At 54.8% G+C, this 23,150-nt stretch carries 20 protein-coding genes; 12 read left to right on the top strand and 8 right to left on the bottom strand.

Going from position 1 to position 23,150, the window contains the following annotated elements; genetic code table 11:
- Positions 1–16: 16 nt before the first annotated feature.
- Positions 17–628 (bottom strand): ECF transporter S component, encoded by a 612-nt coding sequence (locus HRQ63_RS12045; RefSeq protein ID WP_172243831.1) that lies wholly within the window; start codon positions 626–628, stop codon positions 17–19.
- Between the two features lie 357 nt (positions 629–985).
- Complete coding sequence (locus HRQ63_RS12040) at positions 986–1,954, bottom strand: SDR family NAD(P)-dependent oxidoreductase (RefSeq protein ID WP_229714169.1); 969 nt, start codon at positions 1,952–1,954, stop codon at positions 986–988.
- Positions 1,955–2,261: 307 nt separating this feature from the next.
- Here HRQ63_RS12040 and HRQ63_RS12035 point away from each other — a divergent pair, with 307 nt between their 5' ends.
- From HRQ63_RS12035 to HRQ63_RS12025, 3 genes are read left to right on the top strand one after another with little or no spacing between them, the layout of a single operon-like run.
- Positions 2,262–3,440, top strand: a complete 1,179-nt coding sequence (locus tag HRQ63_RS12035) for a glycosyltransferase family 4 protein (protein ID WP_172243829.1) — start codon at positions 2,262–2,264, stop codon at positions 3,438–3,440.
- Complete coding sequence (locus HRQ63_RS12030) at positions 3,437–4,585, top strand: glycosyltransferase (RefSeq protein ID WP_172243827.1); 1,149 nt, start codon at positions 3,437–3,439, stop codon at positions 4,583–4,585. The genes HRQ63_RS12035 and HRQ63_RS12030 overlap by 4 nt, the downstream gene beginning before the upstream one ends.
- The gene (locus tag HRQ63_RS12025) at positions 4,585–5,553 is read left to right on the top strand and encodes a DUF1861 family protein (RefSeq protein WP_216673924.1); all 969 of its coding nucleotides are present in this window, start codon (positions 4,585–4,587) and stop codon (positions 5,551–5,553) included. The genes HRQ63_RS12030 and HRQ63_RS12025 overlap by 1 nt, the downstream gene beginning before the upstream one ends.
- Before the next feature lie 497 nt (positions 5,554–6,050).
- Here the strand turns inward: HRQ63_RS12025 and HRQ63_RS12020 are convergent, their stop codons facing one another.
- Both HRQ63_RS12020 and HRQ63_RS12015 read right to left on the bottom strand, forming a co-directional pair.
- Positions 6,051–6,836 carry a helix-turn-helix domain-containing protein gene (locus tag HRQ63_RS12020; RefSeq protein WP_172243825.1) on the bottom strand — a complete coding sequence of 262 codons (786 nt, stop codon included), beginning with the start codon at positions 6,834–6,836 and terminating at the stop codon, positions 6,051–6,053.
- Positions 6,837–6,909: 73 nt separating this feature from the next.
- A complete protein-coding gene (locus HRQ63_RS12015; protein WP_172243823.1) occupies positions 6,910–7,599 on the bottom strand; it encodes a MarR family winged helix-turn-helix transcriptional regulator in 690 nt (229 codons plus the stop codon).
- A 151-nt stretch (positions 7,600–7,750) separates the two neighbouring features.
- On the opposite strand from HRQ63_RS12015, the gene HRQ63_RS26175 reads away from it, so the two are divergent.
- The 3 genes from HRQ63_RS26175 (at position 7,751) to HRQ63_RS12000 (ending at position 11,572) form a co-directional block, all read left to right on the top strand.
- Positions 7,751–7,882, top strand: a complete 132-nt coding sequence (locus HRQ63_RS26175) for a hypothetical protein (RefSeq protein WP_268239458.1) — start codon at positions 7,751–7,753, stop codon at positions 7,880–7,882.
- A gap of 177 nt (positions 7,883–8,059) precedes the next feature.
- Entirely contained in the window at positions 8,060–9,052 is a 993-nt protein-coding gene (locus HRQ63_RS12005; protein ID WP_172243821.1) for an N-acetylglucosamine kinase, read from the top strand.
- Positions 9,053–9,172: 120 nt separating this feature from the next.
- Positions 9,173–11,572 (top strand): outer membrane protein assembly factor BamB family protein, encoded by a 2,400-nt coding sequence (locus HRQ63_RS12000; protein ID WP_172243819.1) that lies wholly within the window; start codon positions 9,173–9,175, stop codon positions 11,570–11,572.
- Positions 11,573–11,761: 189 nt separating this feature from the next.
- Here HRQ63_RS12000 and HRQ63_RS11995 read toward each other — a convergent pair whose 3' ends face one another.
- The gene (locus HRQ63_RS11995) at positions 11,762–12,628 is read right to left on the bottom strand and encodes an MBL fold metallo-hydrolase (protein WP_172243818.1); all 867 of its coding nucleotides are present in this window, start codon (positions 12,626–12,628) and stop codon (positions 11,762–11,764) included.
- A 307-nt stretch (positions 12,629–12,935) separates the two neighbouring features.
- Between HRQ63_RS11995 and HRQ63_RS11990 the strand changes: the two genes are divergently transcribed.
- The 4 genes from HRQ63_RS11990 (at position 12,936) to HRQ63_RS11975 (ending at position 17,421) form a co-directional block, all read left to right on the top strand.
- Positions 12,936–14,156, top strand: coding sequence for a PQQ-dependent sugar dehydrogenase (locus HRQ63_RS11990; RefSeq protein ID WP_229714168.1), 1,221 nt, complete (start codon positions 12,936–12,938; stop codon positions 14,154–14,156).
- 86 nt (positions 14,157–14,242) lie between these two features.
- Entirely contained in the window at positions 14,243–15,454 is a 1,212-nt protein-coding gene (locus HRQ63_RS11985; RefSeq protein WP_172243817.1) for a PQQ-dependent sugar dehydrogenase, read from the top strand.
- A gap of 576 nt (positions 15,455–16,030) precedes the next feature.
- On the top strand, positions 16,031–17,146 hold the full coding sequence (locus HRQ63_RS11980) for an undecaprenyldiphospho-muramoylpentapeptide beta-N-acetylglucosaminyltransferase (protein WP_172243816.1): 1,116 nt from the start codon (positions 16,031–16,033) through the stop codon (positions 17,144–17,146).
- Positions 17,143–17,421 (top strand): hypothetical protein, encoded by a 279-nt coding sequence (locus tag HRQ63_RS11975; RefSeq protein ID WP_172243815.1) that lies wholly within the window; start codon positions 17,143–17,145, stop codon positions 17,419–17,421. Before HRQ63_RS11980 ends, HRQ63_RS11975 begins: the two co-directional genes overlap by 4 nt.
- A gap of 211 nt (positions 17,422–17,632) precedes the next feature.
- Here HRQ63_RS11975 and HRQ63_RS11970 read toward each other — a convergent pair whose 3' ends face one another.
- A complete protein-coding gene (locus HRQ63_RS11970; RefSeq protein ID WP_172243814.1) occupies positions 17,633–18,601 on the bottom strand; it encodes an ADP-ribosylglycohydrolase family protein in 969 nt (322 codons plus the stop codon).
- A gap of 43 nt (positions 18,602–18,644) precedes the next feature.
- Entirely contained in the window at positions 18,645–19,127 is a 483-nt protein-coding gene (locus tag HRQ63_RS11965) for a YfbM family protein (protein WP_172243813.1), read from the bottom strand.
- 617 nt (positions 19,128–19,744) lie between these two features.
- On the opposite strand from HRQ63_RS11965, the gene HRQ63_RS11960 reads away from it, so the two are divergent.
- Positions 19,745–21,055: an aminotransferase class I/II-fold pyridoxal phosphate-dependent enzyme gene (locus tag HRQ63_RS11960; RefSeq protein ID WP_172243812.1), complete on the top strand. Its 1,311-nt coding sequence runs from the start codon at positions 19,745–19,747 to the stop codon at positions 21,053–21,055.
- Between the two features lie 140 nt (positions 21,056–21,195).
- Here HRQ63_RS11960 and HRQ63_RS11955 read toward each other — a convergent pair whose 3' ends face one another.
- Positions 21,196–21,807 carry a TetR/AcrR family transcriptional regulator gene (locus HRQ63_RS11955; RefSeq protein WP_172243811.1) on the bottom strand — a complete coding sequence of 204 codons (612 nt, stop codon included), beginning with the start codon at positions 21,805–21,807 and terminating at the stop codon, positions 21,196–21,198.
- Positions 21,808–21,947: 140 nt separating this feature from the next.
- Between HRQ63_RS11955 and HRQ63_RS11950 the strand changes: the two genes are divergently transcribed.
- Positions 21,948–23,111, top strand: a complete 1,164-nt coding sequence (locus HRQ63_RS11950; RefSeq protein ID WP_172243810.1) for an MFS transporter — start codon at positions 21,948–21,950, stop codon at positions 23,109–23,111.
- The last annotated feature ends 39 nt before the right edge of the window (positions 23,112–23,150 follow it).

Genomic DNA, 23,150 nt, shown 5'->3' with positions numbered 1-23,150 from the left:
TTTCCCGAATGCGCGTTCACCCGTCCAACGCGTCGTATTCTTTCCGGTCGACCGGACGGAGCGATTGGGTGACGCCCGCTTTTTCCAGCAGCTTCGCCAGACCGTACATCAGCAGTCCGGCGATCACGAACGCGCTGACGGCGCGCAGCGAGTACTTGAGCACGATCAGCCAAGTGGCGTATTCCGCGACATAGCCGTAGTAGATATCCGCAAGCAGCGACCCTGCCGCAGCCGCAACGCCCGCCAGACCCGCAACGCCCGCGCTTGTGTTCCGATAACGGAACGCCGCGAATACCAGCTCGGCGGCCAGGCCTTGCACCACGCTGTACAGCAGAAGTTGGATGCCGTAGGCGCTGCCGAACGCGATTTCCAGATGCGCCGCCGCGATTTCCGCGATCAGGGCGACGCCCGGCTTGCGAATCAACAGAAACGCCAAAGTCGAAGCGGCGAACCACATGCCGTAAACCAGCTCGTCGGACTGAACGAACAGCAAGCCGGCGATGCTCGATACCGAGGCCCATACGTGATAAACGACGCCCAGCACCAGCGATACCACCACCGTTACCAACACGTCGGTCAGCGTCAATCCTTTGCGGCGCGAAGCCGCAGGCGAACCTTTTCCACTCATTTTCATCGTTCTCCCCGCTTTTTGAAATACGGCTTTCGCGGTCCGATCAGTTGGGGCTGGCGGACCGGCGAAAGCCGTTTGTTTCCCTGCGCTAACGAACGATGGTTCGACCGATATGATCGGCAGCCGCGAACGACAAAAAACGGCTTTCCGGCATAAAAAATGCGCAGAAAGCCGTTAGTTTCACGGACGGATACGAATTCTCTACGCTGGCATGACCCAGATCAGATTAACGGTCAGAAGCGGATGGTGCGGCTTCAGTCTCAGCCCGGCTACCCCGGACCCCCGTATCGTTATGCAGTTGCCTTTTACCCTACACCGTTTCGTTCGCGGACGCAACCACGAATTTTCGGGTACTCATTTCTTCATGCCCCGATGCAAAATGCGCAGCATGACCGCCTGTACCAGCCGGAACGGCAGTCTTTTTTTCAACGCGACAAGCAAAGCCGCACCGCGCGGAAGCACGTAACGGAAGCGCCCGCGCCCTTTTTTTCCGAGTGCCAAATCCGCCGCCAGCTTCGCCACGATTCTTGGATCGCCGCCGCCTTCCGCACTGGCGCGCGACATGTCCAGCATCCGATTGAGTGCAGCTTCGTTGGGCGATCCGTCCGCCTTGTGAATGCCCGCGAAGCCTTTTTCCCAGATATCCGTCTTGTACGAAGCAGGCTCCAGCACATACGTGCGAATCCCGTAAGGCGCGGTCTCCAACGCCAACGATTCGCTGAAACCTTCGATCGCGAACTTCGACGATACGTAAGGGCCGTACCCCGGCAGGCCGATCGCGCCGCTCACGCTGCTCATCTGAATGATGCAGCCGCTGCGCGCTTCGCGCATATGCGGAATGACCGCCCCCGTCATCGCGATCAAGCCGAACACATTCACGGCAAACTGCTCGCGCCAGCCCTCCATCGGCACTTCGCCGACGAATCCGCCCATCGCCATGCCTGCATTATTGACCAGAATATCGATGCGTCCGAAATGTTCTCGAATCTGCAGGACCGCTTCCGCCGCCCGAGCATCGTCGCAAACGTCCAACCGAACCGGAAAAATCAAGCCGGATACCGCGCCGGATCCGATCGGCCCTAGCGCACTCGCCGGATCGTCATTCTCGAAAAGCGAACCCGGATCGCCTGTCGCTTCAGCGGCCATATCGGCTTCCCGAACGGCAGCTCTCAGCTTTTCTGCGGATTCCGGCCGTCTCATGCAGGCAGCTACGCGTACGCCGCTGAGCGCCAACTGAACGGCAATATGCATGCCGAAGCCGCTGGAAGCTCCCGTCACAATCGCCGTTCGGCGTTCCGCATCTTTCATCATTCTTTTTTTCACTCTTGAACCGCTCCTCCGACATGCTTAGAATTTGTTATATTTTCTAACATATAAAGCTAACTTACTTTACATAATTCCGAATCGGTGTTACGGTTGTCCCAGAATCATTCGATCGGACGCGCTCTTCTCTTTCTGACCTCTTTCGACTTCCTGCTCACAGCATCGATTCCTTTTCCCCGGCATGCTTGCTCCTATCCCGTTGCCGTCATCCCTTTCATAGTTTCATTCATTTTCGCAAGAATAAAGGAACCTTTATTCTTTTTTTACGCTCATAAATATCCAAAATATGTAATAAAAAGGAGATATTATGAATATCGAAAAGATAGTTTCAGACGCTCGGATCAAAGTCGCATTCATCGGCACCAGCCTTCCGCGCGAATGCGGATTGGCCGTATTTTCGCAGGATATGATGGATCAGCTTGAAAAGTTTGAAGATTTCGCCCAAACTTCCATGGTCTCCGTCGAAGAAGGCCGATCGTATCGTTACGGTCATCGAGTGATCGGCAGAATCAATCAAAACAAGCAGCGCCATTATGCCGAAGCCGCGGCGGAGCTGAACCGAACCGATACGGACGTGGTAATCATTCAGCACGAATTCGGCATCTACGGCGGAGAAAACGGCCGGTACGTTCTCGACTTTGCCTCGACCCTAAAGATTCCGTTCATTGTCATTTTCCACACCGTGCTGGCGGCTCCTTCTCCGGAACAACGCCGGATCATGAAAGAATTGGCGGCGCTCAGCTTCAAAGTCATCACCATGGCCCGCAACAAAATCGACGATCTGATCGATGTGTACGGCATTTCCCCCTCTAAAATCGAGATGCATCATCACGGCGTTCCGACCGTTTCGACCGAAAGCCGGGAAGAGTTAAAAGAACGGTTCGGCTACGCCGACCGCCAGATTCTGTCAACGTTCGGATTTCTCGGCCCGGGCAAAGGCATCGAATACGCCATCGAAGCCATGAAAGGCGTAGTCGAATCCCATCCGGAGGCGCTGTATATCGTTTGGGGTCGAACGCACCCGGGCATCAAACGCCTCGAAGGAGAAACTTACCGCGAAACTCTCCGGAAACGGGTGCACGAATTGGAACTGGACGGCAACGTTCTGTTCGTGGATAAGCACCTGTCTCAAAAGGAAGTCGTCCAGTCGCTCGTTATGTCGGACATCTATCTGACGCCTTATCTCGGCAAGGATCAGGCGGTCAGCGGAACTTTGGCTTACGGAATCGGTTACGGAAGAGTCGTTATCTCCACGCCGTACCGCTATGCGCAGGAAATGTTGGCGGACGGACGCGGACTTCTGGCGGAATTCAGAGACTCCGCTTCGTTGAAGCATCAGATTCTAAGTGTGCTCGACCAACCGGCGTTGAAGGCCGACATGGAACGCCGCACGCTGATATTGGGCCAAAAAATGCGCTGGAACGAAATCGCGGGGGAATACGCGTCGCTTTTACGTACCTGCTTGCTTAAAGGAAGTGCCGTTTGAAAGACCTCGCCGAACATTTCGTGCTCCCATTCTCTTATTTGCAGCGACTGACGGATGACACAGGCGTCTTCCAGCATACCAAGTTCGGCGTCCCCGACCGTTCCAAAGGATATACGTCGGACGACAATGCGCGGGCGCTGATCGCGTGCGTCTTATCCTACGCGAAACGGCAGGACGAGTCCGTTCTCAATCTGGCTCATACGTACCTTTCTTTCTTGTACCATGCACAAAATCCGGACGGAAGCTTTCGGAACTTCATGAATTACGACCGTTCATTCTCGGAAACCGTCGGTTCCGACGATTGCCAAGGGCGCTGCGTCTGGGCGCTGGGCTGCGTGATCGCCCACAACAAATTACCGGACAATCTGCAAAACACCTGCAAATACATGTTGGATCGCGCGCTCCCGCATCTGGAAACGCTAAGTTCGCCGAGAGCGCTCTCTTATGCTTTGATCGGATTGACCGCGGTTCTGGAAGCTCCGCGGGCACTCGAATACACGCTTCCTCATGCCCGTTCCGAAGCGTTTGATCCGGCATTCCTTCCGCAAGCCAGAATCGAAGCGCTGGTCCATGCCTCGGCCGAACGCCTTCGTCTCAATTACGAGAGGTATCGGCAGGAGGATTGGCATTGGTACGAAGACTCGCTGACTTACGGAAATGCCATGCTCCCCTGGGCTTTGTTGAAAGTATCCGGCCTGTCGCCCGAAAATGGGGCATACGCGGCGATCGCGAAGGAAAGCCTGGAATTCCTGACGCAGAAAACCTTCGTTTCCGAAGGTTTTTTCAGACCGATCGGCAGCCACGGCTGGTACGAGCGCGGAAAGACCTCCGCGCTGTACGACGAGCAGCCGATCGAAGCCTGCGAGATGATGTTCGCTTGCCTTGAAGCTTACCGCGTGTTCAAGGTTCATTTTTATTACGAACTGGCCGTGCGCTGCTTCGAGTGGTTTCACGGCGGCAATTCGATACAGCAGACGCTCATCGACGCGGATACGGGCGGCTGTTACGACGGCATTCATTCGAAAGGCCTGAACCTCAATCAAGGTTCAGAGAACATCGTCTCTTACTGTATGGCCCGCGCAGTCATGCTGCCTATTCGGCACGCCGCAAGAAACAGCGTATCCAAGGAAGCGGGTAGCGGATAATGAAAACCAAATGGACGCCCAAAAGCTGCACGGAACTCCTTAAAGAATACACGCCCGCCCATACGAATGCCCGCAAATTAATCTTCCACGGCGTCGAAGGAAAAGATGTGTACAATATAACCGCTCCATTTTGGAATGAAGGGGAATGGTATCTGGCAGGTCGCGTCGAGGAACGAAGTTCGGAGGATTCGGAGATCATTTTCTTCACGTCGGAAAACGGCGTTTGGACCCCCAAGCTGAACCTGCCCCGTTTCCGGCTTCAAGACCCGTTCCTGACCCGGCTCAACAACGAATGGATCATGGGCGGTGTGCAGCTTCAGTTTTCGCAGGAACCCGATCATCATATCGAAGGTTGGCGAACCGTGCTTTATCACGGTTATGTCCTGCATGAACTGGTTCATGTCAAATCCGGACCTTGGAACATGAAAGATATCCGCCTGACTCCGCTGACGAACGGCAAGGTCGGCTTTTTCTCCAGACCCTTCGGCGTGGAAGGAAGCATCGCCGTAATCGGCTTCAACATTATCGAGTCTTTCGACGAGCTGTCCGAAACGATCTTCCTGCATGCCCACTTATTCCGGGATCAATTCATTAAAGAAGAATGGGGCGGCGCGAACGAGGTGCATATGCTCAGCAACGGCATTCTGGGCGTACTCGGCCATATCTCGTACAGGGACGAAAACGGGCTGCTGCATTATTACGCCATGACTTTTGGATTGGACCCGTGGAGCCTTGAAAAGACGGAGATCAAAATTATTGCTGTCCGCAGCGATTTTCCTCCGGGCCCCGCCAAACGCAGCGATCTGATCGACGTCATATTCAGCGGAGGGTTGACGCGAGAGATGAACGGTCGCGCGGTTCTTTATGTCGGAGCGAGCGACACCGAAGCATACAGCCTGGATATTCCCGACCCTTTCCTTGAATACGAACGCCTTCCCGCCGTATCGCCGGAGACGACTTCGTCATGAGGCTGTCGCAAGCGAACCTTCTTTCGGACTCGCGACGCGCGAAAAAGACCGCCGGATCGCTCCGGCGGTCTTTTTCGAAATGCACGCTGCAAGGTTAGAGCCTTCGCGTACCAAGAAATATGTAACATTCCGGCGCGTTCCTTGTACGAAAAAAGAAACGCGTCACGGGCAAAAGGCTAACCTAGCCGAACCCGGTTACCGCTTATATCGTCGTTCATGAATTAGCGTAAGATTGAGTAAATCGGCGTCTTAGAACCACAGCTCGCTTTGTTCCGCGGCTTTTACCCGGCGCAGACGATTGCGGAAGATGGCACTGCCCCCGGTGCGTCCTGCTCCGCTGCGAATCCGTCTTTTGTTAAACATCTCGACTCCTCCTTCCCCACCCCGGCGCTCTGGCGTCTCGGGAATGAAAGCTAACGAGTGTTTACCCGACTGCGTCAATTCTCAAACAGGCGGGCAGGCGAAATGAAAAATTTTAAACGAATTCGTATAGGGTTTCAGCGAATTTCCGAAGGACTTTTGCCCGTATATTGCTTGAATTGACGGCTGAAGAAAAAGATATCGCGATACCCGAGCGCTTCGGCGACCTCCGTCACGTTCATTCCGGCATGGCCGAGCAGATGCTGCGCGCGCTCGATCCGCATGCGAATGATGTACGATTGCACGGATGCTCCGACCAACTCCTTGAACTTGGCGGAAAAATATCTCGGCGACAACCCGGCACGCGCTGCCAGATCCTCCACCCGGTGAGCCAGGCTCGGATGCTGACGAACGTAATTGGCCGCCTCCTGCACCACCTCGTACAAATGATTGCTGCCGCGGCGTTCCGCCGGTTCTTCGCGGTCGCCGCGCAGCAATTGGATCATCATTTGCTTCAGCAGCAGCTTGGCTTCTTCGTCCGCCCCGTACGTCTCGCTCAGGAACAGACGAACATAACGGGACAACAAATATTCGAAGTCGACCGTTTCTCCGAGCACGCGATAAGCACGCGGAATCTCGGATGTTTCGCCTTCGATGTTAAAGTGGATATAAGTCAGCACAAGCGGCTTCTGCGGATTATGCGTCGCGCTGGTATGATCGCCCGGCCGGAACAGGAAGCAGCTCCCTTTCCCGATCTCGTGCGGTTCGTCGTTCAGCAGCAGCCTCCCCTCCCCGCTCCATACGTAGAACAGGTCATAGTTCTGAAGCGGCTGCTCACGTTTTTGCCATTTCCAGCCCGGTTCGCAAGCGATTTTCGCAACATAGGGCGTCAGGATAAAAGAGGACGGCGGCACGTTCAACAACGGCACCCGCTCCTTTCTGTATATAAAATGGTGGGATGTATATCCGCGGTAGGCGTACATAAAGGATGCAAAATCACTCGACTTCCCGGTCTGCGAACGATTTGTTTTCCGAATTCCGTTTCGCGTCCTGCTCCGCACTCTCCTCATAGGTCCAGAGCGAGACTTGGCGGGCCGTTTCCGTATTCGCTTTCGGATCGGAAAAGGTCTCGTTCGACTCTTTGCTTTCCTGCGCCGGCCTTGCATCGCAAAGCTGTTCATCAAGCTCTTGTTCCCGGGCTTCGGCAGCAATCAAGCGATTATAGTAATCGTGAATATAGGGACGACGACCGCCTTTTTGGACAAAGCGCCAATCTTTTTCCACGTTAAGCCTGACCCGATACAGCATATCCAGAAGTTGAGCCGTCTCCTCCGGGGATAGTCCGCGCAGCGAAGACTCATCCGAATATTCGCCTTCGTCTTGAATGAACAAGTAAGCCGACTTGCCCGTTTCTGTCGGATAGACTCGCTTGTCTTTGCGCAGGTTCGGAGCTTCCCGCAGCACGATCAGCCCTTCGTCTTCCAGCTTTCGCAGCGCGCGCGAAGCCGCGGCGCGCTTGACTTTCAGGCGATCAGGCACCGTTCCGGCAGGTTCGCCTGGATTCTCGCAAACGAACGTCAAATACAAATGCAGCCCGCGCGACAGCTTAAGATGCTTGAATTCGATGCTGCTGATCGCTTCCGAACAGCGCGCAATCGCCTCGACTTCTCGAAGCACTTCTTTCACGACGCAGACCTCCTTCATCAGCGAAATACGACTCTCCCTGTATAAACGATACTGAGATATAATAACTTCATTTCGAACCCATTCGAATATCGATCAGTCCGACAGCTCTTCCAAACATCCATTCCCATTATATCAGAAAGAAGGTCATGTCATGCAATTCCGACTGCTGGACGTTACAACCGAGCAACAGCTTCAATCCTGCCGCGATATTCGCTTTACTGTTTTCGTCGAGGAACAGGGCGTGCCGCTTGCCGGCTTGATTTTAGCGCGAAGCGAATGGTAAGCATTCTGCACCATCCCGGCTTTTTCGAAATGCATGCAAAAGATCAACATTCAAATTCGTTCATGCAGACGGGTTCAGCCAAACGAGATTAACGGTTGAAATTTGATGAATCCAGAGCGAGCAGTTACAATTCGAATCATTAAAACGTATATTCATCCATCTTTGAGGAGGCTTTTCATGCTGGAAAAAATCAATGCCGACTCCGTCGTTGCGGGTGTCGATATGGGCGGAACGAATGTACGGATCATGATCGCCGATCTTGCCGGACGAGTACGGGCGTTTATCAAAAAAGAAACGGACGAACTCCCTCGCAAGCGTACGGAGACGGAACCGCTCGCGGCTCTAATGCGCGAAGCGATCCAAGAAGCCGCTTGCGAGCCGGAAGATGTTGTTTTTCTGGCTATAGGAATTGTAGGTCTCGACAATGAATCAGACAAATCTTGGGCAGAACGGCTGGCCGCAGGTTTTGGGCTTTCCTGCCCGAGCCGAGTCGTGAACGATGCCGTTATTGCACATCGAGGCGCGCTGGCGGGCGGTTCGGGCATTTTGGTCGCTTCCGGCACGGGGTCGATTCTGTTGGCCCATACCGAGCACGGGAAATGGCTGCGGAATTACGATTTCGGCCACTATGCGGCCAGCGCCGCGCGCTTTCTGGCTTATCAGGCCGTCTACGACGTGCTTGCGGGACGGGAAACTCCCGATGACGGCGTGCTTGTCCGCGATATGCTGCGCTTTTTCCGTACGCCCAGCCTGCGCGATTTGACCGAGGCCGCCAGCCGGAGCTTCAGCCTGGATCGCGAGCGGCGAGACCGCTTGTTCGGATTGTTCGCGCCTATCGTCACCCGGGAAGCCGAAGCCGGTTCGCCGATTGCCGTACGCGTATGCGAAGATGCCTTGCGGCAAATCGGCGTCGGAGCCGATCTGCTCGCCTCCTTTTTCGCGGGACCGGATATTCCGATCTCGCAAACCGGCAGCGTAGCCGGCAGCGATTATTTCCTGAACGGCCTGCAAGAGTTGGCGTGCGCGCAGCCCGGCCGGCGTTTTGTCTGGACGGAGCCTCGTTTGACGCCGGCCGCGGGCGCGGTGCTGATTGCTTACGAATCGCTGGGATTGTCTTTCGGAGACAGCATGGCCGAAGCGCTGGAAAGCAGTCCGCACGCCCGTCTCTGATTTCGATACGAACCAGTTCGGCTTTGGAGTCGATCATTCCGGATAGAATGCGCAAACTCGTCAACTTTCACCATATTCGCGGTTTGCACATACATTCCTATTCGATGCGGAGGTTGCCTCATGCACATCATACATCCCGAAAAAAAGTTCCGGCGCTTTACGGTCGCCCTGCTCGTCGCCGGACTGCTGATCGTTTCACCGATTCCGGGCGACCGAAACTCGGGCCATTTCGCCCAAGCCGCCGCTCCCGATTCTACAACAACACCCGACAGTTCGAATGCGGCATCGGCAGACCCTGCAACTCTTCAAACCCCAACCGTGATCGAAACAGCCGATCTGCAAGCATCCGCCCCTATTCTTCGTCATCGACCGGCCGCGGCCGCAAACTGGCGCAATCTGATCGCTTACGATTATTGGGCGGAAGACAGCGAGGTAAAGGTGTTAGAACGCGAAGGCGATTGGCTGCGCGTCAAACAAAACGGAGACAGCGGCTGGGTTCCGACCTGGTACGCCGAATCCGAATCCGATCGAATCGAAACCTTGCCTGCCGTGCGATTGTCCCCTTCTCCGACAGCCAAGCTTCATGCATCGCCTGACAGCGAAGCGACATGGAGCTATGACGGCGCTCCGTTGATCTCGATGCTGCGCTTCGGCGATTGGTACGGCGTCTCGCCTGATTTCGGCCGAACTAGCGGCGAAAACGATTCCCGTGCAATGCTGCTGTGGTTGAATGCGAACGACGTCATGGAGTCCGCCGCTCTCGAAGGAGGCTTGCTCGCTGCCGATTCCGATTTATCGATCGACGCGATCCGTGCCGCGTTGGACGGACAACTGCAGGCGGGCCTTGAATCGGAAACGGTGCGCAGCCTGCTGGGCGAACCTTTTTCCGTCATGGACGCGCCGATGCGGTACCCCGATGGTGTGGGCGAAGACGGTCGGTATCATTGGACAAACGGCGGCACGGAATGGCGGTACGAGCTTCCGGGCGCGCATCTGCTGGTGCATATCTCCGAGCAAGGCCGCTTGGTCGGACTGAACTGGGTTCTGCCGTTGACCTCATACGATCAACAGCTTCTCCAATCCGCCTGGCTGGAGGAGGCGGATTTCGATACGTTGTATCAAAAACTGCCGATTCTTCCTTCGTTGTCCGTCGATTTCGATTGGCGCACCCGGGTGGATACAAACTACGCGTATTCGGTTTACGCCAACGACGGTACCCTGCTTGCGTACAGCGATGACGAAGGGTTCAGCGGCTTTCACTACAGTTCCCTGCTGTATGCCATGGATCGGAAAGACGGCAGCATTCGCTGGAAATACGACGCCGGCCATTCCGGATTCGGTTTCTTGCCGGATTCGACAGGTGACGGCGTAACGATTAACGGCTACGGCGCAACGGGCGACGGGCAAAACGAAGGAACGTTGGCTCATTTACGCCTAAGCGACGGCAAAGTGCTGTGGACGTACGACTGGCCGGGCCTGGTTAGGCCGTCCGCCTATGCCGCAGGCGATTCGATCCTGCTGCTGAGTGATGCGACCAAACGCGGTGACGACGGCGTACTGATCGCCCTCGATGAACAAACAGGCAAAAAAAGATGGAAAAAGCAGGTCAGCCCTCCTTACGATCTGGTCAATCGCGGCTCGGACGAGCCTTATGTGCTGCTGTCCCAAGGCGGGACTTTACAAGCTCTTGACCCGCTTACCGGAGAAAATATTTGGAACGTCGCTTCGGATAAAGGTCGGATCGATGCAGGCGAGTCGCTTGTTTATGATCCCGACGCCTCGCCGGCGTTAACCGAAACCGACGGGACGCGCTGGATCAAATTCGACGGCGAAGGCTGGCGGAAGATCGATACGATCAGCGGTCAAACGTTAGCCCGTTACGCTGCGGAAGAAAACGACGAAGTGGAAGACCTAGGCGGCTACCTGCTGGTTCAACGCGAAACCGATACGCGAAACCTTCGCAATCCGTACGTCCGCGATTATGAGACTTCGTTGATCGAGGCCTCTTCCGGTGACGTGCTGTGGACCCGTTCGGATCTGATGCAAAGCGGCTTGGTAGACGGCGATACCCTGTACGCCGTCATTAACCGGATTCCGGCCGCGGTTGATTTGAAGACCGGCGTTACTCTATGGGAAGCCCGAACCAACGGGATATATCCCAACTTGGAATTCCGATTCGGCGTCGGTCCTTTCGCCCGGATCGGCGATTACCTGCTGATTCCTTACGATAGGGATCTGCTGGCGTTCGACAAAAAGACGGGAAGGCAGCTCGGTCGGATCGACGGACTGCGCTTCGGCTTTCCCGAAACGCAGGAGCGTCTTTCCCTCCAATCTCTGCTGAACGAAAAGGACGGCAAGCTGTATATCGGATCGGCATCGCGCGCTTTGGCCGTATTGGATGTCGAGAAGTTGACGGCAGTGCTGGACGAAGCCGTTGCTTCCGGTCGGGGCGCGGCGGCAGTCACTCCTGCTGTTCGCGCAGCGGAAAACGCGGCTTGGTATCCCGCTCAGCCCCGTTGAGCGCCAAGCAACGTGGGCAGGAATCGAGTTCGAACGCTTGAAACCGCACGCCCCTCCGTTCGCTCACGCGGAGCCCGGCGCCTCACGGCGCGCCGGGTTCCCGCGTACGCCTATACGCAGCAAAAAAGCCGTGCCCGGCGTCGCGATAACGCGATCCGGCACGGCCTTTTCCCATACGATCATTCGATTTTATTTCTCCAACCCATTCATGAAATATCCAATCGCTTCGGCCAAATCTTCCGGCAGCGCCTCGTTCTCGGCTAAGCCCAGTTCGCTGCGCAAATCGGTTTCGACCGCTTCCGGGTTCCGTCCGTGCCGAAGCACCTGACGGGCCAGCAGCTCGTACCGGCGCACGTCGCCGTAAAATTCCTCGCGCGAAACCGGACGTCCGTGCGACTCGACCAGCACATTCGCGCCGTAGGCGAACACGGTATCGAGCAGCGCAAGGAACTTGCCCGTCGTATATTTCATCGGACCGCCGTAGACGGACTGCGCGAGCGCGTCGCCGAGGAACAGCGTCCCTTCTTCCTTCACGTATACGACGCACGAATCTTCCGCATGATCGCCGCCCACGTAACGAATTTCGCACGTCAGCCCGCCCAGATGCACGTCGATAAAGCGTTCGAACACGATATTCGGTTCTTCGACGCGGATCCGGGTCAAGTCTCCTCCGTATTCGGCCAGCATATCGTTTTTCGTACGCTCGCTGATCACGCTTTCGGCAACCAATCGGCCTACCGTATCGGCGTTCCATTCCAATTCCGCGAACCCGCGCAGAATTTCGGCCGTCTTTTTCTGGGCGATCGTCGGCAGACTCCACTCGGCCAGACCGAAAGAGTGGTCCCAGTGATGATGCGTCAGCACCATCACGTCGGGCGGGCGCACGCCTTCTTTTTCCAAGTAGTCACGAAAAGCAGCCGCGTGCGCCGAAGAGTTGCCTCCGTCGATCAACAGCGTCCGGCTATGTCCGACCACTGCGGCCAACATCGGACGATCCGTATCATGCTCGGCATGCATCATATAAATATGTTCACTGATACGTTCAAATTCAGGCATTACGTTCAACCTCCAACAAGCAATTTGAAGAAAAACTTCAGCGTTCTGTTTAAAAAACGCTCGGCTTTATTTTACCATTGCCAAGCCGCAACACCAATGATCCCCGGAAAAAATTGCTGAAAAATCCTTTTGAAAAAAGATTCAGGCCGCCTTCGAAAGTCGCGTCAGACTGTCTCGACACAGTGAACCCTTTTAAAAAAGGATAGTCGGTTGGTAACGCCTTTGTCGGGTAAAAAACACCTAAGACGTGCCTTCTCAGCTCGAACAGAAAGCACCATATCCGAATATCCAAAAGGAGGAAGACTCTTTGACGACAATCTGGAATAGAAAAATGCTGGCCGCGCCGCTGCTTGCGTTCTCTCTTGCCGCCTGCTCCGGTCAAACCGGCGCTCCTGCGGGAGCCGTGCCGGATGCCCAGTCTCCTGTACAAACGCCGAATGCCGGAAATGAATCCGTTGACGATACGCTCAAAGAAACGCCTGCCGAAGAATCGACGGACGCGGACGCTGAAGAAAATGCCGCGATAAGCGATGAATCCGGCATCACGGACGGGCTGACGGGAGAAGTAGAGACGGTAACGGACAACTTGGATACGCCGTGGGAGATTCAATTCGACGGCGACACCGTTTATATGACGCTGCGCGGCGGTTCGATCGTCAAGCTTGAAAACGGCGAACAGGTCGAGCAGCCGATCGCGTTGAACCCGGAAGTATTGGAAGAAGGAGAAGGCGGACTGCTGGGTTTCGCTTTGGATCGCGATTTTGAACAGTCGCGCATCGCGTATGCGTATCACACGTACGGAGAAGGCGACGGTATTCGCAATCGGGTGATCCGGATCGAAGAAGCCGCGGACGGCGCGAGCTGGAGCGAAACGGCCGTGCTGCTGGACGATATACCGGGCGCGCGCGTGCATGACGGCGGACGGATCGCGATAGGGCCGGACGGCATGCTGTACGTCACGACCGGGGACGCGCAGGACGAGAGTTCGTCGCAGAATGTCGGTAGCGTTGCCGGGAAAATTTTGCGCATGACCGCGGAAGGCGAAATCCCGGAAGATAATCCGATCGCAGGCTCTTACGTTTACTCGTACGGCCACCGCAACTCGCAGGGCATCGCCTGGCTCGAAGACGGCACGATGTACGCTTCCGAGCACGGTCCGAGCGGCAATCCCGGCGGACATGACGAAATGAACGAAATTCGGGCGGGTGCGAATTACGGCTGGCCGGACGTCATGGGCGACGAAACGGGAGACGGATTCACTCCTCCTCTGTATCACACCGGGGAAACGGCGATCGCGCCTTCGGGCATCGCGGCGACGCCGGACGGCAAACTGCTGGTTGCGAACTTGCGGGGAGAAAGCCTGACGGCGTTCGATCCGGCTTCCGGCGAAATGACGGAAATTCTGAGCGGCGTCGGACGTATTCGGGACGTGGCCGTGAAGGAAGGCGAAATCTATATTCTGACCAACAATACGGACGGGCGCGGTTCGCCTGCCGAAGACGATGATAAACTGCTTATTCTCCGATAGTGTATAAAAAAAACTCCTTTCTGCTCCGAAACCGATTAAGGTTGGACTGACCGGGTAAAAATGGAAAAAGAAGGAGGGGAATCACCATGCCAACCTCGAAAACAAAAGCAATAACCGTCGCGTTACTTTTGGCCGTACCGATCTCGATCTATGCGTCAGAGCAGCGCGAAGACGAACAAACCGCCGTTCAACAGACCGAATCGTCTTGGGAAGGCCCCAAACTGCTGGCTGCCGGATCGGGAGGATCGACGGCATCCGCTGCCGAAGCCGTTCCGGTACGCATCGCCGCGGCTTCGCTGACCGACTCGCTGCAGGGCGGATACGATGTCGCGGCCACGAAGCTGAAAGTGCCGTGGTCGATGCAGTTTGCCGGAGACACGGTCTACATTACGCAGCGCGGCGGCGGCATCGTCGAAGTGAAAAACGGCAAGCAAACGGTTCAGGAGCTTCGTACCAAAAAGACGCTGCGCGTCGTCGGCGAAGCCGGACTGACCGGATTCGTGCTCGACGACAATTTTGCGAAAAACAAATACGCGTACGTCTATCATGCCTACGAGGAAAAAGGAAAAGCGCTGAACCGCATCGTCAAAGTCAAGCTGGTAAACGGCGTTTGGCGCGAACAAAAAGAGCTGCTGTCCGGCATCCCGGGCGGACGGATTCACGAAGGCGGACGTCTCGCGATCGGACCCGACGGCATGCTCTACAGCACTTCCGGAGACGCGAACCAACGCGAGCTGTCGCAGGACCTCTCCAGTTACGGCGGCAAGGTGCTGCGCATGACGACGAGCGGCATGGTTCCGAAAGACAATCCGTTTAAAAATTCCTATGTATACGCCTACGGACTGCGCAATTCTCAAGGGTTAGCGTGGACATCCAGCGGCACGCTGTATGCCTCCGATCACGGCCCGAGCGGCGCTCCGATCCCGGGCGGCGGCACGGACACGACGGGATTGGACGAAATCAACGTCATCACGCCGGGCGGCAACTACGGCTGGCCGACCATTCAGGGGACCCAGACCGCACCGGGACTCATTTCGCCTTATTACGTCGCCGGCCCGCAGGCCATCGCGCCTTCCGGGATCGCCGCAACGCCGGATAACAAGATTTTGGTCGCGACCTTGGCCGGTCAAAGCCTGAAACAATTCGACCCGATCGCCAAAACGATGACCGATGTATTAACGGGCGAAGGTCGTATCCGCGATGTCGCGGTGCATGACGGCAAAATCTACGTCCTGACCAACAACACGTCGGGCGGTACGCCGGGCGCGGACGACGATCGGCTGCTGATTTTGAAATAAAACGCGAACGGCAGCCTGAAATCGTCGAAACGTTGGCCAAAAGCGACAAACAAGTAAATCAGACAGTAAACGATTCGGCAAAAAGTGTCGATTGATCGCAGCGGAAAGAAAATGTTGCGGATTTCCCGCATTTTTCGTTAGACGAGCAGATTCAAACTGAAATGTTGCAGACATCCATCAATTTTACGCTTTTTCCGACGATTGGTAGGAAACTGACGCAAAATGATGGACGTTCGCAACATTTTTTCGTCTAAACCGCTGCTATGGCCGAAAATGATGGCGAGCCGCAACATTTTGCGCAAAGTATTGCAGCTTTTGGCAGCCTTACGCATCCGTTCTCCGCGAATCTAGGTGCCGGACGCGTTCGGCGGAAGCTTTCTTTCGAATCCGACCGTATCTTTATTCGAACGATACCCGCTGCAAGCACGTGTATGCAGCGGGTTTTCGCGCATTTCGTTTTCTGCTCGGCCTCTTGGTTTTTCCGCGTTCCGGTCGTACAATAGAGCTTACGTGCGGTGGCAGCTATTTGCCTTGTCCGCCGAATTCACCGTTTCCATCAAAGGAGATTTTCAAATTATGATTTCTCATTCACAACCTTATACATCCGCCCAGGCCGCTGAAACTTCCAAACGAATCGTGCTGACCGGAGGCGGTTCGGCCGGACACGTCGCGGTCAACTTGGCGCTTATTCCCGAACTGCGACAGCAAGGTTGGGCGATCGATTATATCGGATCGGAGACAGGCATCGAAAAAGAATTAGTCGAAGGGCTGCCCGGCGTTTCCTACCATGCGATCGCGACGGGTAAGCTGCGCCGTTATTTTTCGCTGCAAAATTTCTCCGATCCGTTCCGCATTTTAAAAGGAGTCGGTCAATCCGGCCGATTGATTCGTCGATTGAAGCCGTCCGTCGTCTTTTCCAAAGGCGGGTTCGTCTCGGTTCCGGTCGTGCTTGGCGCATGGATGAACCGCGTGCCTGCGCTGATTCATGAATCCGACTACTCCCCCGGCTTGGCAAACAAACTTGCCCTTCCGTTCGCGGCCGCGCTGTGTACCACTTTCCCGGAAACGGCTTCCGCGGTCAAAAGCGGCAAAGCGGTGCAAATCGGCTCTGTCGTGCGTCCCGAATTGAAAGAGGGCGAAGCCTCCCGCGGTCTGGAGCTGCTTGGATTCGACGGAGAAAAGCCTGTACTGCTAGCCGCCGGCGGAAGTCTGGGCTCGCGTGCGCTGAATGCGAATTTGCGGCGGAATTTGGATACGCTGTTGGAGCGCTTCGATATCGTGCATCTTTGCGGGAAAAAGGGGCTCGACGATTCGCTGGCGGACCGGAACGGATATCGGCAGTTCGAATACGCGAACGAAGGCATGGCCGATATTTTGGCGGCAGCCGATATCGTATTCAGCCGAGCCGGGTCTAACGCGATCTTCGAATATCTGGCACTTGGAAAACCGATGCTGCTATGTCCGCTTGGACGGAAACAAAGCCGCGGCGATCAGATTTTGAACGCCGACTCTTTTGTCCGCGCCGGTTATGCCGAGACGATCGACGAAGAGCATTGGGACGACGAGCGCTTTGTGATCAAGCTTGAGGAATTGTACAGTAAGCGGAATCGGTATATTGCGCGGATGCGGACGGCAGAGGAAGGAGATCCGTTGAAGCTGTTGCTCCGGGAGATCGCGAAGGTGGCGGGGTGAATGATGCGCTGCGGGTGCGTGGCGGCGCTTCGGGAGAAATTCGTTCAAGCCGCTGTCTCACGAAGAAAGCTTTCAGCTTTCCTCGTTCAAAGGCGTCTTTCACTGAATTTCTCCCTCCGCTGGTGCGCACGTTCGCGATCAGTTTGGGGAAGGGAAAAAAACCTAAAAAAAGGCTGTCCCAAAGTATATCTTGGGACAGCTTTTTTGAATTTTTTCAAGATCGATCAAGCGCTTTGGGTGCATATTGTTCGATTGTTGCGAAAAAGCAAGAATAATTAGGGATCGAGCTTGGAATCGAGATCATTGTTGCTAAAAAGCAACAATTCGCGATTGAAAAGGGCGTTTTAGGCTTTTAAGGGCAGAATTATTGCTTATACGCAGGAATGACTATGACGTAACTGGATGTGCCGCGAGCTATCAAGTCTGTTTAAAAGCAAGTCTGCATATTGGGCGATTTTCGTTCTTCTCTATGCCCTGATCCTGTCCCTAAGTTTGCTTCAGCAATACCGCCTCAAACTTGGACACCAGCTCGCGCAGTTCGTCCAGCTTTGCGATCCGGGATAGCCATTCGGGCGGGATGGAAGATTCGCCGTACAAGATGCCCGCAAGGCCGCCGACTACGGCTGCGGTGGTATCGGTGTCTTCGCCCAGATTGACGGCTGTCAAGGCGGCTTCGCGGTAGCTGTCGGTGGTAAGCAGGCACCATACGGCGGCTTCCAGCGTATCGACGACGTAGCCGCTTGAGCGGATTCCGTCTCTTTTCAACGCGGCTAATTCGCCGTTCAGCACGCGCTCGAATGCTGCCAGCTCGGCGTGTCCGGCGTGGCGTTCATTGATCGCTGCGGCGGTTGCTTGATAAGCTTGTTCCGCAGACTGTCCTTCCAATAGCTGAATCGCCATTTCCACATAGATCTGGCAGGCCAGCAGAGAGCGAGGGTGTCTGTGCGTGATGGACGAGACTTCGTTCACGAGACGTTCGCGTTCCGCGGTTTCCAGATTCCGTGCATAAAAAGCCATCGGCAAAATGCGCATTAGCGAGCCGTTGCCGTTGGAATGTTCATGCGTGAGTCCCGCGAATTTGGCCCAGACAGCTTCGGTCCGGTAGCGTTCCAGCGCTTCGCGCGTCGCGTTGCCGATATCGAATAGCTCATTGTACGGCGTCATATACCCGTGCGTCAGCCAACGTACAAAGCGCCCTGCCATGTCTTCGGTATCGCACTCGCCCTGCAAAGCCAGGCTTTCCACCGTGCACCAGGTCATCGTGCTGTCGTCCGACCACGTGCCCGGCGGCTGGTTATAGGTACCATAGCCGAACATGTCCGTGACCGGGTCACGATCCAAAGCGCTTCTTGATCGAAACTCGACCGGAACGCCCAGCGCATCGGCTACGGTTAGTCCCAGCAGCGCGCCGTGCAAGCGACCGGGCGTTACGTTTCCTTTATTCGAATAGCTCATTTCTCCTCCTGTTCCCGAAACTTCCTTGTTCGGCTCAAGTTGCTTACGAGACGTAGATTAACATGCCTTCGCCGTTTTCCGCCGCTTGGCGGTAGTAGGCTTTCATCGGCCCGTAATAGTCCAGCAAATAATCCAACTCGCCCGCGTCGTTCCAATCCGGCGCCGGATAAACGCCCGCTTCGTTCATATCGTCGGGCGCGAAGCCTTTTTTCAACGCATCGTCGTCGAGGGCTTCCAGCGCTCGAGAAACTTCGCGCACTTGATCAGGCGTCAGATAACGAACGATAATGTCTTCCGTTTCTTCTTCGTTAATCGGCTGGCCGCCCATAAGCGCGTTGTAGAGCGGTTCTTCTCCTCCGAAAGCATCCCCGCACAGCAGATAATGCAGGCCGTGCCAAGCTTTGTCGAGATCCAATTCGTCTCCGGCTTCGTCACCGAATACGTACTCGTCCAACGTCGCCGTTTTTTGGATCAACGCGGCCAACAGCTCCGCCGGTACCCTTTTCAAATAACCGATCATCCCCATCTTGAACAACCTCCTTGTGATCTGAAATGAATACAGCAACATCCCTTCGCCGAGGGTTGAACCGCGCGGTCAGCGAACGCACTAACTCTTCCGCATGTTCCAGAGGACCCCCGCCCATTAACGCATTGAACAAAGGCCCCTTCCCTGTCAATGCGCCTTCACAGATCAAATCATGCAATCCGTGCCAGGAGCGGCTAAGGTCGAGTTATTCCTTGCCACCTTTAAACAAATAACCGTCCGGATCTCGTGCATCTTATGTAAGTTTGAACTTCAATCCTTATTGTACATGTTTTTGTACACGCTAAGCGATTCGCTTGAATCGTGTCCGTCCATCGCAGACTTCGCCAAAGGGCTCGATCGGAACCTAAACGGCTGATCCTTTTCCGATTAAACCCTCATTCTCGCATCCCGTCCCTTTCCGCACAAATAGTTGACATGGAATCAAAATCATTCGGAAATGTCAACCGTTCGCAAGAGAAGGACAAGATGAAACGATTTCGGCAAAAAAAGTGGCCATCCGATTGAAAACCCTTAAAAAATCCGGGTATTTTCCGTGACGTCACAATGTGAGGATGCTATAATTGACGCAATTCTGTTTGGAAGGATGAAGACGCGCAATGAACCCAATGGCTGAACAATGGAACGAGAAGATCAAAGCGGGAAACGCGCATGTCCACGACATGTTGTCGGGACTCGGCCGGGAGATCTATTTCCCGAAGGAAGGCATTTTGAGCCAGTCCGCCGAGGCGACGGCGCACGCCAAGAAATATAACGCCACGATCGGCATCGCGACCGAGAACGGCGGACCGATGCACTTGAACGTGATTCAGGATAAACTGTCGGCTTACAATCCAAAGGACCTGTACGGCTACGCTCCTCCTGCGGGCAAGCCTGAGCTTCGATCCGCATGGCGCGAGAAAATGATTCGCGAGAACCCTTCGCTCGAAGGCAAATCGTTCGGCAATCCGATCGCGACCAATGCGCTGACGCACGGTCTCAGCATCGTAGCCGATTTGTTTGCCGATGCGGGTGACGCGGTCGTTTATCCGGACAAAAACTGGGAGAACTACGAATTGACTTTCGGCATCCGTCGCGGCGCGAAGATCGTCAATTACGAACTGTTCACCGCGGACATGAAATTCAATGCCGAAGCGTTCCGCAAAGCGCTGCTGGAGCAAAAAGAAGCGGGCAAAGCGATCGTGCCGCTCAACTTCCCGAACAATCCGACCGGCTACACGCCGAGCGTCGAAGAAGGCGACCAGATCATCAAGGTTCTGCTGGAAGCGGCGGACGCCGGCATCAACCTCGTTGTCGTGAGCGATGATGCTTACTTCGGGCTGTTTTTCGAGGATTCGCTGCACGAGTCGCTGTTCGGCAAGCTTGCCGGCCTGCACCCGCGCATTCTGCCGGTCAAGATCGACGGCGCGACGAAAGAAGAGTTTGTCTGGGGCTTCCGCGTAGGCTTTATCACCTTCGCTTCGGATAACGCCGATATACTGGCCGGTCTGGAGCAGAAGACGATGGGCATCATCCGCGCGACGATCTCCAGCGGACCGCACCCGTCGCAGACGTTCGTGTTGGAAGCGCTGAAAGCGTCGGAGTTCGAAGCGCAGAAGCATGAGAAATTCCTGATCATGAAAGGCCGCGCCAATAAGGTCAAAGACCTGCTCGACGGCGGCAAATACGAAGGCGTCTGGACCTATTACCCGTTCAACTCCGGTTACTTCATGTGCCTGAAGCTGAACGAAGGCATTCCAGCCGAACAGCTTCGCCAGCATCTGCTGCGCGAATACGGCGTCGGCACGATCGCGCTGGGCGAGACCGACCTGCGTATTGCTTTCTCCTGTATCGCGGAAGAGAACTTGGAAGATTTGTTCAGTCTCGTGTATAAAGGCGCGAAAGAACTGCAAGCGGCTAAAAGCGAGTAAAAATCTTTGACGTTAAGCGTTCAAATTGAATATTCGGATTTATGCCCCACAAGGCTGTTGAGAATTTCTCAACAGCCTTTTTTTTGCTTTATGGACTTGCGAAGAAAACAAAGTACGCCTTAGGACGTTCCCGAATCAGGTCAGGCCGACTGTCGAACAAGATTCCAGATTTCCATGAATTTCGTGATTGCCTGATCGATCGTTTCAAAAGGAACGCCGTCCCGAGCCTGTGTAGAGATGCCTTGCATAAAAGTATCGAATACGGTGGTTAGCATGTCTATATCCGTGGAAGCAGGGAGTTCGCCTATATCCACGGCACGCCGGATGCAATCCTGCAGGCGATTGCGAGTCAGCTTTCTTTTCTCGGCGGCAATGTCGCGGATATGATTATTTTTGGAAGAACACGTAGTAGCCGACAGCACGATTAAACAACCGGACGGATGCGCGCTGTCTGTTTGCATTTTCGCGGTACTTCTCAATGTAGTTTCAATCGCTTCTTTCGGCGAAAGCGCAAGATCCGAAAAACTTTTCGTCACGCGTCCGAACGTATTCATATATCGTTCCACGACTTCTTTGTACAGCGCTTCTTTGGATTCAAAAGCCGCATAAAAGCTGGCTGCCGAAATATCCCCCATGACTGCTCGAAGCTGAAGCAATGAAGTAGCCTCGAATCCTTGCTCCCAAAAAAGAAGCATCGCCTGTAATACAGCTTCATCCCGATCGAAAATGCGCGGACGTCCCGTTCTTGCCATTAGAGATTCCCTCCCTTTTCTTAATTATATACTAATCGATCCATAAATCATTGACAAGAGCGGCTGCTCTGAATAATATAAGGAATGATCGATCCAAAAGTCGATTAATTATTCGATATGATCTCAAAGGAGCTGTACGAATGTCGCATCTATCTGCTCGTCGTTTTCCGTGGTTCGGTTTGCTTGCCCTGGCTATGGCGGGTTTTATAGCCATTATGACCGAAACGCTTCCTGCGGGATTGCTGCCGCAAATCAAAGAAGGGCTGCGAATTTCCGAGTCGAGCGCGGGACAACTGGTCACTTTTTATGCGGTCGGGTCGCTGGTTGCCGCCATACCCGTAGCCGTACTGACAAAGAGCTGGCGCCGGCGTCCGCTTTTGCTTCTGTCTATTTTCGGTTTTCTGATCTTTAACACCGTTACTGCTCTTTCGTCAAACTATGCGCTGACGCTTTTCGCCCGTTTCTTCGCCGGCGTCGCTGCGGGTGTTTCCTGGGGTCAGATCGGCGGTTACGCATTACGCATGGTACCTGAGCATCTGAAAGGAAGAGGGATGGCCGTGGCTATGATCGGAACGCCGATTGCTTTATCGTTCGGTGTTCCGGCAGGTACGCTGCTGGGTTCATTCATGGGCTGGCGCTCGGTGTTCTGGCTGATGTCGCTGCTGGCCTTTATACTGATTTTCTGGATACTTTGGAAAGTACCGGATTATCCGGGGCAGCCGGCGGATAAGCGCGTCTCCGTCAAGCAAGTCCTGTTCACCCCAGGCATCATTCCCATTTTGACTGTCGTTTTGGCTTGGATGTTGTCTCATAATATTTTGTATACATACATCGCTCCTTTTCTCGCCGATGTCGGTTTGGAATCCCAGGTCGGGCTCATCCTGCTTATATTCGGTCTGATGGCATTGGTGGGCATTTGGATTACGGGCATGTTTATTGATCGGCGCTTGCGCATGCTGGTTCTCGCGAGCCTCGCAGGATTTTCCTTGATTTCTCTTATATTAGGTTTGTGGAGCGGGCACATGATCGTCGTCTTCGGTTCTGTTGCCTTGTGGGGTCTTACGTTCGGCGGTGCCGCTACCCTGCTCCAGACCGCGCTTGCTCAAGCTGCGGGCGAACAAGGCGTGGATCTCGTCATGCCGATCAATACAACCGTTTGGAATCTGGCTATTGCCCTTGGAGGAATGGTAGGAGGCGTTCTTTTGAACCAATGGGGAGCTGCATCGTTCAGCTGGGTCATGTTAGCTTTATCGCTGGTCGCTTTATTTGTTGCAGGAAGTGCCAAAAAACACGGATTCCGATAATCGGGGATGTTGATCGGTTACTCCTCCGATTATAGCCGC

It is taken from the genome of Saccharibacillus endophyticus (assembly GCF_013185185.1).
Taxonomy (GTDB): Bacteria; Bacillota; Bacilli; order Paenibacillales; family Paenibacillaceae; genus Saccharibacillus; species Saccharibacillus endophyticus.
Note: the sequence above shows the minus strand (reverse complement) of the source record. Positions and strands in the feature narration are given on the sequence as shown.

Excerpts from the sequence above, each read along its gene's own strand:
- HRQ63_RS12025 (WP_216673924.1), top strand. The coding sequence starts at position 4,585 with ATGAAAACCAAATGGACGCCCAAAAGCTGCACGGAACTCCTTAAAGAA.
- HRQ63_RS12045 (WP_172243831.1), bottom strand. The coding sequence starts at position 628 with ATGAGTGGAAAAGGTTCGCCTGCGGCTTCGCGCCGCAAAGGATTGACG.
- HRQ63_RS11960 (WP_172243812.1), top strand. The coding sequence starts at position 19,745 with ATGAACCCAATGGCTGAACAATGGAACGAGAAGATCAAAGCGGGAAAC.
- HRQ63_RS12005 (WP_172243821.1), top strand. The coding sequence starts at position 8,060 with ATGCTGGAAAAAATCAATGCCGACTCCGTCGTTGCGGGTGTCGATATG.
- HRQ63_RS11985 (WP_172243817.1), top strand. The coding sequence starts at position 14,243 with ATGCCAACCTCGAAAACAAAAGCAATAACCGTCGCGTTACTTTTGGCC.
- HRQ63_RS12035 (WP_172243829.1), top strand. The coding sequence starts at position 2,262 with ATGAATATCGAAAAGATAGTTTCAGACGCTCGGATCAAAGTCGCATTC.
- HRQ63_RS11950 (WP_172243810.1), top strand. The coding sequence starts at position 21,948 with ATGTCGCATCTATCTGCTCGTCGTTTTCCGTGGTTCGGTTTGCTTGCC.
- HRQ63_RS11965 (WP_172243813.1), bottom strand. The coding sequence starts at position 19,127 with ATGGGGATGATCGGTTATTTGAAAAGGGTACCGGCGGAGCTGTTGGCC.
- HRQ63_RS11955 (WP_172243811.1), bottom strand. The coding sequence starts at position 21,807 with ATGGCAAGAACGGGACGTCCGCGCATTTTCGATCGGGATGAAGCTGTA.
- HRQ63_RS11995 (WP_172243818.1), bottom strand. The coding sequence starts at position 12,628 with ATGCCTGAATTTGAACGTATCAGTGAACATATTTATATGATGCATGCC.
- HRQ63_RS11980 (WP_172243816.1), top strand. The coding sequence starts at position 16,031 with ATGATTTCTCATTCACAACCTTATACATCCGCCCAGGCCGCTGAAACT.
- HRQ63_RS26175 (WP_268239458.1), top strand. The coding sequence starts at position 7,751 with ATGCAATTCCGACTGCTGGACGTTACAACCGAGCAACAGCTTCAATCC.
- HRQ63_RS11970 (WP_172243814.1), bottom strand. The coding sequence starts at position 18,601 with ATGAGCTATTCGAATAAAGGAAACGTAACGCCCGGTCGCTTGCACGGC.
- HRQ63_RS12000 (WP_172243819.1), top strand. The coding sequence starts at position 9,173 with ATGCACATCATACATCCCGAAAAAAAGTTCCGGCGCTTTACGGTCGCC.